Origin of the sequence: Schnuerera sp., from assembly GCF_035459645.1 — a bacterium.
Classification (GTDB): domain Bacteria; phylum Bacillota; class Clostridia; order Tissierellales; family Tepidimicrobiaceae; genus Schnuerera.
In genome coordinates, this window is the sequence record NZ_DATHXO010000211.1 from 1 (window position 1) to 13,698 (window position 13,698).

Genomic DNA, 13,698 nt, shown 5'->3' on the forward strand with positions numbered 1-13,698 from the left:
AATATAGAAACAATTTTGCGAAATTAGAACTTATGGAACCTAAAAAAGTATATAAATTCGTTATTAAAACTTCAAAAATATCTAATAATTTTAAAAAGGGACATAGAATAAGATTTACAATAACATCAAGCGCTAAAAATTATATATTCCCTCATAGTAATACGGAAGAAGCTTATAATAATGTTGAAATAATAAAAGCTGATAATACAATCTATCATGGTGAAAATTATCCTTCTAAGATAGTACTACCTGTTGAAGAATAGAGAATGAATTATCTTCTTGGATATATAGGAGGAGATACTATAGATATACCTTTTAAAGGTATATCTATTTTATTTATTATTTTATGTGGTACATTTTTTTGTACAAATAAAGTATCGCCTGATTTTATATTTAATTCCTCATTACCTAATATTATATTTGCTTCACCCTCAAGTATAATAATCAATTCTTCAGAAGAATGAGTTATAAAATCCTCTGTATCAGCTTGATTAGGTTCTACTTCAAAAAACAATCCTAACATTGAGGGTTCAAATGTATCTGTTGGCATTGGAGAAATTATCTCATAGATAACAGGACTATTAGGAAATTTCATTATTAATCTTTTATCTTTCTTAGTAACGACGTTAACATCAATACAATTATCTTCCATAAATAAATAAACAGGAACATCTAAAGCTTTTGCTATTTTTCTTAAAGATGAAAGTGATGGCTCAATAAGATTTCTTTCTAATTGAGATATGTAACCTATAGACAAACCTGTGACTTTTGCTATATCACTTAAGGTTTTATTGTTTGATTTTCTAATATTTCTTATATTATCTCCTAACATAAAAATCTCCTTTTAGTCAATATTTATATTTAATGATATAATGTATCTAATACATTATATCATTAAAATGAAAATCCATTCAACTCTTATATTTTTTGATATTATGAGATCATATATCTGTTTTATCTTTCTTGACAATAACCTCCATAAGATATATAATTCTCATATTAGAGGGAGTAACTTTCCTTGATGGAATCAAAGTCGTCATTACGGATAAAACATCCCGGCTTTGGTGGCTAATTAGCTTAGTGAGACTCTACGGTTTATTTTACTTTTTAATAAACTGTGGAGTTTTTTTATATATTTAGAGGGAAACTAAAGCTATAGAAAAAGATTTAAGAAACGAAAGGAGATCAATAATGGAAGAGTTAATTTATCCTGTTCTTGTTGAATTTTCGACATTGATTTTATTAGTTGTTATTGGTATTAGCTTATTTCTATTAGGTAAAGGAGCTGATATTTTAGTTAGTGAAGCCGTTAGCCTGTCTTTGCGATGGGGAGTTCCAAAAATGATTGTAGGAGCTACTATTGTAAGTCTAGGAACTACTTTACCTGAAGCTTCGGTATCAGTACTTGCTGCAATTAAAGGTAATCCAGATTTAGCATTAGGAAATGCAATTGGGTCTATTATTGCAAATACAGGTTTGATTATTGGGATTGCAGCATTAATTGGTACACTAACTATTGATAAGGATACTATAAAGCGGCAAGGAAAGTATCAATTACTGTCTGGAGTATTATTAGCAGTTGTTAGTTTACCTTTCTTTTCTAAAGGACCTAATGGAATAATTACTCAAAAAATGGGTTTTATCTTTGTTATTTTATTAATTATATATATATATGGCAGTATTCGTTATGCAAAAAAATATAATGGAGATATTTCAACGGAGTTTACAGAGGAAGAAAATCCTGTACTGTTACAATTAATTAAATTAGTACTAGGTATAGCATTAGTTATTATTTCATCTAAGATATTAATCCCTAGCGTTGAAATAATAGCTCTTCGTGGTGGAATTCCTCAGGGAGTTATTGCAGCAACTTTAGTAGCCTTTGGTACAAGTTTACCTGAACTTGTAACTGCTATTACAGCTGTAAGAAAAGGTCATGGCGATCTAGCAATAGGAAATATTATTGGTGCGGATATACTAAATGTATTATTCGTTGTAGGCAGTGCTGCAGCAGTAACGAAAAAAGGGTTAATAGTACCATCAACCTTTTATAAACTACAAATTCCAACAATGTTGATAATATTAGTGGCTTTTCATATTTTTGCAAAAAATAAGGATAGTATTATTACAAAATTAGAAGGGGTTTTTTTAGTAGGAATTTATACCACTTATTTGATTTTAAATTATATATGGATTTAGTTAGAAAGTATATAAAATATGTTTTTAAAAAATTGGACAAGGTTTAATCCCTTGTCCAATCTATTATAAGAATGTCTTTATTTCATATTCATCTAGCTTATCTTGCATCCAAGTATTATATACATCTTGGAATTTTTCTTCAAATAACATTTCTTTTATAGTATCTTTACTGTCTTCAAAATTAGCTGTTTTTGCTTCTTTTTTGTCTTCAACTTTAATGATATGGTATCCAAAATCTGTTTTAACAGGATCGCTAATATCTCCGATGTCTAATGAAAAAGCTACTTCTTCAAATTCTCCTACCATTCTTCCTCTTCCAAAGAAACCTAAATCTCCACCTTGTTGACTATTACTAGTATCAGTAGAGTATTCCTTTGCTAGTTCTTCAAATTCCTCCCCATTGGCTAATTTATCCTTAACTTCTAAAGCAGTCTCTTCAGTTTCAACTAATATATGACGAGCTTTTACTTGTTCTTTTTGATCGAATAGAGATTTATTTGTTTTAAAATAATTTTCCATTTCTTCATCGGTTATATTCATTTCAGGTTCTAATAATTTAGTAAGGAATAAGTTCATCTCTATATCTTTTTCCAATTCACCTTCAGAATATCCATAATACTCAAGGGCTGCATCATAAGCTTCTTGGCCTCCTAAACTTTCTACCATTTTATCAATTTGTTCTTGAAGTTCTTCTTCAGAGATTTGGATATCTTGTTTTTCTGATTCTAAAAGTATAATTTTATTGGTAATTAATGCGTCCAATGCGCCTTGTCCATTTGCCTTTACTAAGAAATCATAAAGTTCATCTTTGGTAATCTTTTCATCACCTACAAGGGCTACAACATTTTCTTTTTCTTTACTATCTCCATTAAAACCTAATTTAACTGTTACTAATACTCCAACTATTAGTGCAACAGCAACGAGCAATGCAATAATTCTTTTTTTGTTATTTTGTTCTATCAAAAATATTCCACCTTTCTAATTTTAATCTTATTTGATTATACCATATAGTTTAAGATTATAAATGATTTAACAATAATTTTTACAATTTCCCATGAATATGTTTTCATATTTAGACAATTTGTAAAAAGGTCAATAGATTATTTACAGAATATTTTTTAGATGATAACATTCAATTAAGACCTTAGGATTTATAATCGAGAAAATTAATAGATAAGGAGAGAAGTAATATGAAAGAAATCAAAACAATTGAATTTAAAGAAGATATTTTATATCTAATAGACCAAAGAAAACTACCTATTTCATACCAAATATTTGAATGTCGAACTTATAAAGATGTGGATTTTGCAATTAAGGACATGGTTGTTCGGGGAGCACCGGCTATAGGAGCAGCAGCAGCTTATGGAGTGGTCTTAGCTGCTAAGGAGTTTTCTAACGATAATAAAGAAGAATTTTTATTCAATATGAATGAAGCCTTAGAATTATTAAACAAATCTAGACCTACTGCTGTAAATTTAATGTGGGCTATAAAAAGAATGAAAAAGCTCATTGCAGAGAATAAAGATTCAGCAGTTAAAGATATTTATAAGAAGATAAAAAAAGAAGCAGATTTAATATTAATAGAAGACATACAAACCAATAAGAAAATGGGGCAAATCGGGAATGAAATAGTTGGCAATAAATCAACTATTTTAACTCATTGCAATACAGGCGCCCTTGCAACTGCCGGATTTGGAACTGCTTTAGGAGTGGTTAGAGAAGCTTTTTATAGTGGGAAAGATATATTTGTCTACGCTGATGAAACAAGACCAAGACTTCAAGGTGGTAGGCTTACTGCTTGGGAATTAGTACAAGAAGGTATTCCGGCTAAACTAATTGCAGATAATGCAGCTGCTACTCTAATAAGAGATGGTAAGATAGACCTTATATTAGTAGGAGCCGATAGAATTGCTTTAAATGGAGATACAGCAAATAAAATAGGTACCTTTATGCTGTCTGTATTGGCAAAAGAGTACAATGTACCTTTTTATATAGTAGCACCAACTACTACTATAGATTTTGATATAGAAACAGGAAACCAAATAGATATCGAAGAAAGGGACAGTAAAGAAGTAACTTATATTGAAAATATTAGAATAGCCCCTGAAGGAATTGAAGTATATAATCCAGCTTTTGACGTAACTCCTAATGAAAATATTACAGGAATAATAACGGAGAGGGGAATTGTAAAACCTCCATTTAAAGAGAATATATTGAAACTAAAGTAGGGAGGAATTATTATGGAAAAGGCGATAATTGGTGGTACAGGCATATATGATATAGATAAAGGAAGTTACTCTAAAATTATTGAAACCAAATATGGAAAAGTAGAAGTAGATATAGTAAAAATTGAAGAAGAGGAAATTGTATTTCTAGCAAGACACGGAAAAAGACATTCTGTGCCACCTCATCTCATAAACTACAGAGCCAATATTATGGCTTTAAAAGAATTAGGTATAAAATATATCTATGCAACGGCAGCTGTAGGTTCATGCAATGAAAACTACGCACCTGGAGACATTGTAGTTATTAAGGATTTTATAGACTTTACAAAATCAAGATCAGTTACTTTTTTTGAAGGTGGAGATAATCCAGTTAAACACGTAGATATGAGTGATCCTTATTGTAAAAATTTAAGGCAAAGATTTTACCAAATTGCTAAAGAAGAGTCAGTACTTATTAAAGGTGAGGCTGTATACGTTTGTACAGAAGGACCTAGATTTGAAACGGCTAGTGAAATCCAAATGTATAAAAAAATGAATGGAGATGTAGTTGGGATGACTACAGTTCCAGAAGTCATTCTTGCCAAAGAATTAGGGATTTGTTATTCAACCGTAGGTATAATTACTAATTGGTGTACTGGAATGGAAGAAGATATGTCTATGCATAATATACAAGAATTGGTGACAGAAAACAAAACAAAGGTTAGCAAAATTTTTGTGAAAGTATTTGTGGAAGGATTAAATCAAAAAAACTGTAATTGTAAAACTTCTATTTTAGAACTTTAATGAAAAGGATGATTAAAAAATGGAAAATAAAAAATATAAATTTGAGACTATGTCAATACACGCTGGAGCCAATGGGAAACATGCCAACAATGCATTGAACCCACCAATCTATCAAACCTCAACTTTTGTATTTGATAATATTGAACATGTTGATAGGGTAATGTCCTTTGAAAGTGATGATTATGTATATACAAGAGGAAACAATCCAACTTTACGCCTTTTTGAAAATAGGATGGCAGTATTAGAAGAAGGAAAAGGAGCTGTTGCATTTTCTTCAGGAATGGCAGCTATTAGTTCAGTACTATTTTCATTATTAAAACCAGGAGATAATATAATAGTAAATAAAACATTATATGGCTCCAGTTATAATGTAGTAACCAACGTACTTCCTAAATATGATGTTAATTGTAAAATTGCTGATTTAAGAGATGCGGAAAAGCTTTGGGACTTAATAGATGAAAACACTAAGGTCATCTATTTTGAAACCCCTTCTAATCCCAACCTTGCAATTTTAGATATAAAGAAAATTTGTAATATTGCAAAAGAAAAAGATACAAAAGTAGTAATCGACAACACTTTTGCAACGCCATATTTTCAAAGACCTCTGACTTTAGGAGCAGATGTGGTAGTACATAGTGCCACTAAATATATATGTGGTCATGGAGATGTAGTTGGAGGAGTTGCGGTATCTAAGGATATAGACTATATCCACTACCTGAAATTTGACTATATGTGTGAATTTGGTGGTGTAATGAGTCCCTTTAATGCATGGCTTTTACTTAGGGGATTAAAGACATTAGGTTTAAGGATGAAGGAACATGAAAAGAATGCATTGAAAGTGGCTAAATTTTTAAGAAATCATCCAAAAGTAAAAGAAGTCTATTATCCAGGTCTTGGAGACTTTGAAGGGCATAAAATAGCTAAAGAGCAGATGAGTGGATTTGGTGGCATGATTAGTTTTGAAGTAGATGGAACCTTAGAAGATGCCAAAAAGGTTGTTAATTCTGTAAAATTAGCTCAACTAGCTGTGTCTCTTGGAGACTGTGAAACATTAATTGAATTACCAGCAGCTATGACCCATAGAGGATATCCTCAAGAAGAATTAGCTAAATTTGGATTGACAGAAAGTATGATAAGAATATCAGTGGGATTGGAGCATTATGAAGATATAATTGATGATTTAGATAAAGGGTTATCAGCAATCAAGTAGGAGGAAAATATATGTTGATGAAAAAAGAAAGAGAATTAATTGTTGAATATGGTAAAAAACTTTATACCACAGGTCTTACTAAAGGAACTGGAGGGAATTTGAGTATTTATAATAGAGAAGAAAAGCTAATGGCTATTAGTCCTTCTGGAATCGATTATTTTGATATTAAACCAGAAGATGTAGTAATATTGAATATAAAAGGGGAACAAGTAGATGGAGAGCGAACCCCTTCTAGTGAGGTAGAAATGCATAGAATATTTTATGAAAGAAGGACAGATATAGATGCTATAATCCATACTCACACTATGTATGCAACGACTTTAGCTTGTTTAAATTGGTCTTTGCCACCAGTTCATTATATGGTAGCTTTAGCTGGATTAGATGTAAAATGTGCAAAATATGCAACCTACGGTACAAAAGAATTGGCAGAAAACGCTTTTGAAGCTATGAAAGATAGAAACGCAGTATTATTAGCTAATCATGGACTTTTAGCCGGTGCAAAGGATTTATTAAATGCTTTTAATATAACGGAGGAAATAGAATATTGTGCAGAGCTATACTATAGGACTAAATCTATAGGAGAGCCAGTAATCCTTCCGGAAGAAGAAATGAAGTTAATGATGGAGAAATTTAAGACCTATGGACAGAGGAAGGTGTAAATTCCCAATCGTAACCTGTTTGTAACTTCTATTTTTCATGTTTAATGTATAATATATATAAAGTTAAGATTACAATTACGTAGAATTTAAAAATTTAAGGAGGGGAGATTTTGTGAAAAGGAAAATATCTTTTTTATTGATTTTGACTATGGTTTTGACCATTATTCCATTTAGTTCTTTTGCACAAGAGGATTATGATAAGCAATTGGAAGAAGCTATTGTTAAGGTCAAAAAATTATTTAACATTGGAAGTGAATACGATAAATTTGACCATAGGGTAAGTTCGAGAGATGGAACTACAGTATTTTATTTGAATTGGTCGGATAGCAAGGAAAAGTTAGGTAGTATAGATGTTTCCATAACTTTAGATGGGACAGTGATAAGTTTCGGGAAGTGGAAACCTATCTATAGGGAACAAGGACCTAAATTACCAAAGATAAGCAAAGAAGAAGGACTAAAAATAGCGAAAGATTTTATTAAAAAGGCGTCTCCTAAATTTGCAGATAATATAAAACAAATAGATGTATCAGAACCATTAAATATTAATTCTAGTGGATATAACTATCATTTTGTAAGAATAAAAAATGGTATTCCTTATTACAATAATAATATTGATATTCATGTTGACAATTCCACAGGTGAAGTAAGGAATTACTATGCAAATTGGGATATGGATTTAAAATTTTCAGATGCAAAGGATATAATCTCTTTGGAAAAAGCTGAAGAACTATACAAAGAAAAGATAGGATTAGATTTAATGTATAAAACAAGCTATAGTGATAGAAGTCCAAAGTTATTTTTAACCTACAGCCCTAAATATGCCAATCTAGGCATTAACGCCAAAGATGGAGAATTGACTCCATTAAATGATTATTATCCAATTTATGAAAAAGCTGCAGATATGGGAGGCCGTGGAGATGCTCCAGCAGATGAATTAAGTCCAGATGAGAAGGATGCAATAGAGGATATTGCAGGTCTTATATCTCAAAAAGATGCTGAAAAAATAGGTAGAGATATTTTAGAGTTGGACTCAGAATATAAATTGAATTATATTAGTCTTTATAAAAATTGGAGATCTGATGATAGCTATAATTGGCAATTAGAATTTATTAAGAATCTAGATTCTAACAACTATTATGCTAATATTAGTATAGATGCAAAAACTAAGGAATTAATATCCTTTTATAAATTTGGACCAGATGCATCAGACAAAAAAGTACAATATGATGAGGAAAAAACATTAGAAATTGCAAAAGAATATATTAAGAAAACTGCTCCAGATAAATATGAGTTAGTTGAATTAAGAAAGAGCCACGAAGGGTTTAGACCTTTAGAAGAACAAAGAAGATATTCTTTTGGATTCATTAGAAAGCTTGATAATGCCTATGTAGAACAAGATGGTATAACCATTACAGTAGACGCTATCGATGGGAAAGTAATAGAATATAGAACTACTTGGACTAATAAGGAATTTCCATCACAGGATGAAGTAATATCTATAGATAAGGCTTATGAAATTTTGTTTGATGACATAGGAATAGAACTTAAGTATGTCAATCCTGATAGATATGAAGGAATTATTAAAAATAAGAAGGATGCTATTTTGGTCTATGGTCTAAAAACTGATAAACCATCTATAATTGATGCTAATACTGGAACCATATTAAATTACTTAGGAGAACCCTATAAAACACCAAGGGTCATTAATTATAAGGACATAGATGATAGTTATGCTAAAGATAAAATAAATATATTAGCTCAATATGGCATTGCATTACCAGGTGATAAATTTAAACCAAAAGAAAAAATAAATCAAAAAGATTTTCTATATCTATTAGCAAAGGCAGAAAACCCTTATTTTGAAATAGATGATACGAAGGACAATCTATATGCTTATTTGATCAATATGGGAATTATTAAAGAAAACGAAAAAGCCCCAGAAAGAATAGTAACAAAAGAAGAAGGAATAAAATATATAATAAGGGCATTAAAATATGATAGGGTTGCAGATTTAACTAAAATATACAAAGATATATTTAAAGATACAGAAGATATAACTCCAGAATTGAAAGGCTATATATCAATTGCTTACGGCCTTAATATAGTTGAAGGATATAATGGTAATTTAAATCCTAAGGCAGAATTAAGCAGGGAGGATGGAGCAAATTTAATATATAATTATTTATTTAACGGTAAATAAATAAAGGTACCCAGCCCTCATGTACTATGGTTCTTTAGTATATTAGTGCTGGGTACTAATTTTTATATGATTATATTAATCAATTTTATCTAAATCCAAAGACATTCTATACCTATCATGCCCTTTTCCATATTCATCTTTACTGAATTCCTCAATTTCAAATCCTACTTTGTCTTTATATAATTTGACTGCTGGTTTATTATTTGAATCAACTGTTAGACTGACAGTTTTAAACCCTTGTTCTTTTATACTTTTAATTACTGTGATTAAAAAATGATATCCTAAACCTTGTCCGTGGAATTCTTCTGCAATTGCATAATCATATAGATAGCATTTATCCAAATCTTCCCAATCCCTCATAAATATTGCCAATCCTATTATTCTTTTTTTGTTTTGTTCTTTTAACAAGTATACATTACCATGGCGTATCTGAGGTACTAATCCCCATTCATCCATTCCCAATTCTCCAAATATATTTAAACCAAAACTAACCATCCTTTTTAATATTTCATGATCATAATCTTGAACTAGGTAAACCTTTAAACTATTAAAATCTCCATCAATATTATCTACTACCTTCTTAGGCAAAGCCCAAACTTCTTCCAAATGCATTAAACAAACCATCTCCTTTTTAAATTATCTAAAGTTAGTATAATATATACTTTCCCTAAAGGGATGGTGATTTAAACATTTTTCTGATAATTAGGTATATAGAAGTAACTTATTCTTTGTTTTATATGTTATAATATTAACAAAAGAACAGACATATGGACTATAAATTCCATTTTATTATGTACCCATACTATTTTAATGGAGGGGTTATTTTGCAAAAAGAAGAACTATTGGAATATTACAAAGCAGCTTATGAAGAGTTGAATTTAATTTTAGATTTAAGTTCTGATTGGAGACATTAAAAGCATATGGGAAAAGATGATTTTAGAAATATTCCAAATGGAGCACCTGGTTTAGAAAATAGATTTGGCTTATTGTGGACTTATGGTGTTGAAGAAGGCAAAATAACTAGACAACAATTTGTAGATCTTGTATCTACGACTCCTGCTAAAAATAATGGGCTTGGAGATTGCAAAGGGCATATTGGTGTAGAGAAGAAATATGAGGAAATTCAGCAGAAAGCTAAATTAGCATAAATAATTTAAAAAAAGAATATTAATATTAATTGATAAAACTTCTCTTTCCAACAGGTATAAAAGCTATGGAAGGAGAAGTTTTATATTAAATAGAAAGATTTGCTAAAAAGTATTAATTTTTATTGACATATGCCCTTAATTGGAATACAATATATTTAACAAAGATAAAAGAAGTTTACTATAGGTAAATGCTATTAAATTTAACTATGTATTGGATTATTAAAAAAATAACAAGGAGGTAAGAATTATGTCATATAGTCCATCATTATCAAGCACTATAACTAATACAAAGATGAGAACTCCTGAAAATGTATCCTCCTTTTCGGGGATGTGCTCTACTTGTACAGCTAATTGTATTGGAACCTGTGAAATAGGTAGTTCGGCTATCAGAGGGAAAGAGGCTCTCTATCCGGTAGGTACGGATAAACATCAATTTGCTTCGGAAAAAGAATATCCTGTAGATTTCTCTCATTTCAATATTAACGGAAGAGTATTTGGAGCAAAGGGGATCGATACTGAATCCAAGGAACCAACTTATCCAAACGCTGATATTTCAACAGCTATAGGATTTGAAAATCAAATAAAATTAAAGGCTCCAATTGTATTACCTGCTATTGCAAAACTAAACTGGAAAGATTATTATGCTGGTGCAGCTTTGGCTGGTATTTTAGTAGTTATTGGAGAAGATGTAGTTTCAAAAGATAAAGAACTAGTACTAGAGAATAATAGAGTGGTTAAAGCTCCTCTTATAGAAAAGATGGTACAGAGTTTTAAAGAATATCATCATGGTTATGGAGAAATTATTTTACAAGGAAATGTAGATGATGAAAATTTAGGAGTATTAGATTATGCTATTGAAAAATTAGGAGTTACAGCAGTAGAATTGAAATTTGGTCAAGGTGCAAAAGGAATCCAAGGTATGGGCCAAGTTAATAGTTTAGAAGAAGCTCTTAAATTTCAAGAAAGGGGATATTTAATTTATCCTGATCCATCAGATCCAGTAATACAAGAAAAATATAAAAAAGGAGTAGGCCCTCATTTTGATAAAATAGGAAGATTGCCTATGTGGGATGAGGAAATATTAAGTAATAGGATCGAAAATCTAAGAGAACTAGGAGCTAAACAAGTTTGTTTTAAAATGGCACCTTATGATCCAGAAGATATTCTAAGGGTTTTAAAAATTGCTTCCCAATGTAAAGTGGATTTGGTAACCTTCGATGGTGCTGGTGGAGGAAGTGGGAATAGCCCTTGTAAGATGATGAATGAATGGGGTTTCCCAACAGTATATATGGAAAGTATTATTTATGAATTACTTAAAGAAATGGAAAACAAGGATTATTTCTTACCTAAGGTTGCAGTAGCTGGTGGGCTTACAATGGAAGACCATATTTTTAAAGGACTATCTTTAGGAGCTCCTTATATATCCATGGTAGGGATAGGAAGAGCTGCCATGGCTTCAGCTATGGTAGGCGAGAAGGTAGGAGAATTAATCAAAACTGGTAATATACCAAAAGATCTTTTAAAATATGGAGATACAGTAGAAGAAATATTTACAGATATAAGAGAATTAAAGGATATATATGGTTCTAAAGTCCACAATATATCCACAGGGGCTATAGGTTTATATTCATATATCAATAGAGTATCAACAGGTCTTAAACAATTGATGACTTTAAATAGGAAATTTACTTTAAATGAAATAGGAAGAGAAGATATTATAGCTTTAACTAAAGAAGCAGCAGATGTAGCAGGTATTCCTACTTTTATGGATTTAAAAAGGGATATAATTAAAAGGGTATAAAAAAACAAGGAGTATACTCCTTGTTTTTTTACTAGTTATTATCTTAATATATACAATTTTAAATACTTGTACTCACCAATAAAATAATATAGTATATAAGAAAGAATAGATTGAAAGGAATGATTTGATTTTGACACAATTAATATCTGTACTTATTTCTTTTTTGTTTATACCTATTTTAATTAGATTAAAATTTAAATTAAGTTATACACTTTTAATATCAGCAGGTATTCTAGGATTATTATCAGGCTTAGGATTTGAAAATTTAAGCAAAATCGTTACAAGTATTATTATTAACCCTTCATCCAGAACTACTGTATTAACTGTAATGATGGTAAGTATTCTGGGGGGATTGATGAAACATTACAAAATTCTTGACAAAGTAGTAGAAACAATTTTATTAGTAATTCGTAACAAAAAAAATGCTTTGATGATAATACCAGCTATGATTGGGATTTTGGTAATACCTGGAGGTGCTTATTTGTCAGCGCCTTTTATCAACAATATTGGAAAAGAGATGAAAATATCTGCTCCCAGACGGGCTGCAATAAACCTGGTATTTCGGCATATAGCCATGTTTTTATTACCTTACTCTACTTCATTGTTGATTGTTTCCGCTACTCTTCCAGATTTAAATATTTTCAAATTGATTTTATTAAATTTATTTTTTGTGGTTTTTATAATTTTTACAGGGTACTTTTTCTTTTTGAAAGATGTAAAGTCGAATATACTACCACCTAGGGAAAATATTGGAAAGAATTTACTAAAACTTGCTATTTATACATCGCCTATTTATATAGCAGTAATAATCAATGCTTTTACAGGCTTGCCCTTCCATATTACTTTAATAGCAAGTGTTATTATCGTTTATTTATTGAGTGATAAAAAGGACTTTTTTAAAATTCTTATAAAATCTCTTAATTGGAGCACAGTACTTACAGTAGTTGCTGTACTTATTATGAAGGAAATAATATTGAATATGGAAGAATTAATTGGGTTATTCAATAATATGCTAAATTTAAGTAATGGGATGTTTTCAATGCTAGGTATTTTTTTAATATCCTCGTTTTTCTTTGGTTATATTACTGGAAACATAACTGCGTCATTAGCCATAATATTGCCTATGCTATCTCAATTAAATATTATGGGACAACTTCTCTATATCTATACATATTTTGCATTCGGTTCTGCTTTTATAGGCTATTATTTTTCACCTTTGCATCTTTGCCAGGCTTTCACATTGGAACATATGGGAGTAACTACTGGAGAGCTTTACAAGGAGTATAGATTCTATGCACCTACATTATTAGTAATATTAATTATATCTACATTAATTTTTAAATTTATATTTGTTTAAAAAAATGGACAAGGAGCAAAATTCCTTGTCCATTAACTTGCTGTTTCTCTTAATATACCATCTAGAAACCATTTAGAATAAAAATTCTTTTTTATTCTAAGCTTTTCCTTTTCATC

The 13,698-nt window shown here is 30.2% G+C and carries 13 protein-coding genes; 10 read left to right on the plus strand and 3 right to left on the minus strand.

What is annotated here, in order from left to right; all coding sequences use genetic code 11:
* Positions 1 to 263, plus strand: a 263-nt coding sequence (locus VK998_RS04945; RefSeq protein ID WP_325226187.1) for a CocE/NonD family hydrolase C-terminal non-catalytic domain-containing protein, incomplete at its 5' end; no start/stop codon positions are given.
* 8 nt (positions 264 to 271) lie between these two features.
* Here VK998_RS04945 and VK998_RS04950 read toward each other — a convergent pair.
* Positions 272 to 832 (minus strand): helix-turn-helix domain-containing protein, encoded by a 561-nt coding sequence (locus VK998_RS04950; protein WP_325226189.1) that lies wholly within the window; start codon positions 830 to 832, stop codon positions 272 to 274.
* 359 nt (positions 833 to 1,191) lie between these two features.
* On the opposite strand from VK998_RS04950, the gene VK998_RS04955 reads away from it, so the two are divergent.
* On the plus strand, positions 1,192 to 2,199 hold the full coding sequence (locus tag VK998_RS04955) for a calcium/sodium antiporter (protein WP_325226192.1): 1,008 nt from the start codon (positions 1,192 to 1,194) through the stop codon (positions 2,197 to 2,199).
* 63 nt (positions 2,200 to 2,262) lie between these two features.
* Here the strand turns inward: VK998_RS04955 and VK998_RS04960 are convergent, their stop codons facing one another.
* The gene (locus VK998_RS04960; RefSeq protein WP_325226195.1) at positions 2,263 to 3,162 is read right to left on the minus strand and encodes a peptidylprolyl isomerase; all 900 of its coding nucleotides are present in this window, start codon (positions 3,160 to 3,162) and stop codon (positions 2,263 to 2,265) included.
* 227 nt (positions 3,163 to 3,389) lie between these two features.
* On the opposite strand from VK998_RS04960, the gene mtnA reads away from it, so the two are divergent.
* From mtnA to VK998_RS04985, 5 genes are all read left to right on the plus strand, one after another.
* On the plus strand, positions 3,390 to 4,427 hold the full coding sequence (gene mtnA / locus VK998_RS04965) for an S-methyl-5-thioribose-1-phosphate isomerase (protein WP_325226197.1): 1,038 nt from the start codon (positions 3,390 to 3,392) through the stop codon (positions 4,425 to 4,427).
* A gap of 12 nt (positions 4,428 to 4,439) precedes the next feature.
* The gene (locus VK998_RS04970) at positions 4,440 to 5,207 is read left to right on the plus strand and encodes an S-methyl-5'-thioinosine phosphorylase (protein ID WP_325226199.1); all 768 of its coding nucleotides are present in this window, start codon (positions 4,440 to 4,442) and stop codon (positions 5,205 to 5,207) included.
* A gap of 19 nt (positions 5,208 to 5,226) precedes the next feature.
* Entirely contained in the window at positions 5,227 to 6,417 is a 1,191-nt protein-coding gene (locus VK998_RS04975; RefSeq protein WP_325226200.1) for a trans-sulfuration enzyme family protein, read from the plus strand.
* Positions 6,418 to 6,428: 11 nt separating this feature from the next.
* Positions 6,429 to 7,076, plus strand: a complete 648-nt coding sequence (locus tag VK998_RS04980; RefSeq protein ID WP_325226202.1) for an L-fuculose-phosphate aldolase — start codon at positions 6,429 to 6,431, stop codon at positions 7,074 to 7,076.
* 112 nt (positions 7,077 to 7,188) lie between these two features.
* Positions 7,189 to 9,276: an S-layer homology domain-containing protein gene (locus tag VK998_RS04985; RefSeq protein ID WP_325226204.1), complete on the plus strand. Its 2,088-nt coding sequence runs from the start codon at positions 7,189 to 7,191 to the stop codon at positions 9,274 to 9,276.
* 75 nt (positions 9,277 to 9,351) lie between these two features.
* Here the strand turns inward: VK998_RS04985 and VK998_RS04990 are convergent, their stop codons facing one another.
* Entirely contained in the window at positions 9,352 to 9,888 is a 537-nt protein-coding gene (locus tag VK998_RS04990) for a GNAT family N-acetyltransferase (RefSeq protein ID WP_325226206.1), read from the minus strand.
* 308 nt (positions 9,889 to 10,196) lie between these two features.
* Between VK998_RS04990 and VK998_RS04995 the strand changes: the two genes are divergently transcribed.
* The 3 genes from VK998_RS04995 (at position 10,197) to VK998_RS05005 (ending at position 13,582) form a co-directional block, all read left to right on the plus strand.
* Complete coding sequence (locus VK998_RS04995) at positions 10,197 to 10,424, plus strand: hypothetical protein (protein ID WP_325226208.1); 228 nt, start codon at positions 10,197 to 10,199, stop codon at positions 10,422 to 10,424.
* A 247-nt stretch (positions 10,425 to 10,671) separates the two neighbouring features.
* Entirely contained in the window at positions 10,672 to 12,225 is a 1,554-nt protein-coding gene (locus VK998_RS05000) for a glutamate synthase-related protein (RefSeq protein WP_325226210.1), read from the plus strand.
* Between the two features lie 130 nt (positions 12,226 to 12,355).
* A complete protein-coding gene (locus VK998_RS05005; RefSeq protein ID WP_325226212.1) occupies positions 12,356 to 13,582 on the plus strand; it encodes a DUF401 family protein in 1,227 nt (408 codons plus the stop codon).
* The last annotated feature ends 116 nt before the right edge of the window (positions 13,583 to 13,698 follow it).

Excerpts from the sequence above, each read along its gene's own strand:
- VK998_RS04950 (WP_325226189.1), bottom strand. The coding sequence starts at position 832 with ATGTTAGGAGATAATATAAGAAATATTAGAAAATCAAACAATAAAACC.
- VK998_RS04955 (WP_325226192.1), top strand. The coding sequence starts at position 1,192 with ATGGAAGAGTTAATTTATCCTGTTCTTGTTGAATTTTCGACATTGATT.
- mtnA (WP_325226197.1), top strand. The coding sequence starts at position 3,390 with ATGAAAGAAATCAAAACAATTGAATTTAAAGAAGATATTTTATATCTA.
- VK998_RS04970 (WP_325226199.1), top strand. The coding sequence starts at position 4,440 with ATGGAAAAGGCGATAATTGGTGGTACAGGCATATATGATATAGATAAA.
- VK998_RS04975 (WP_325226200.1), top strand. The coding sequence starts at position 5,227 with ATGGAAAATAAAAAATATAAATTTGAGACTATGTCAATACACGCTGGA.
- VK998_RS04980 (WP_325226202.1), top strand. The coding sequence starts at position 6,429 with ATGTTGATGAAAAAAGAAAGAGAATTAATTGTTGAATATGGTAAAAAA.
- VK998_RS04990 (WP_325226206.1), bottom strand. The coding sequence starts at position 9,888 with ATGCATTTGGAAGAAGTTTGGGCTTTGCCTAAGAAGGTAGTAGATAAT.
- VK998_RS04995 (WP_325226208.1), top strand. The coding sequence starts at position 10,197 with ATGGGAAAAGATGATTTTAGAAATATTCCAAATGGAGCACCTGGTTTA.
- VK998_RS05000 (WP_325226210.1), top strand. The coding sequence starts at position 10,672 with ATGTCATATAGTCCATCATTATCAAGCACTATAACTAATACAAAGATG.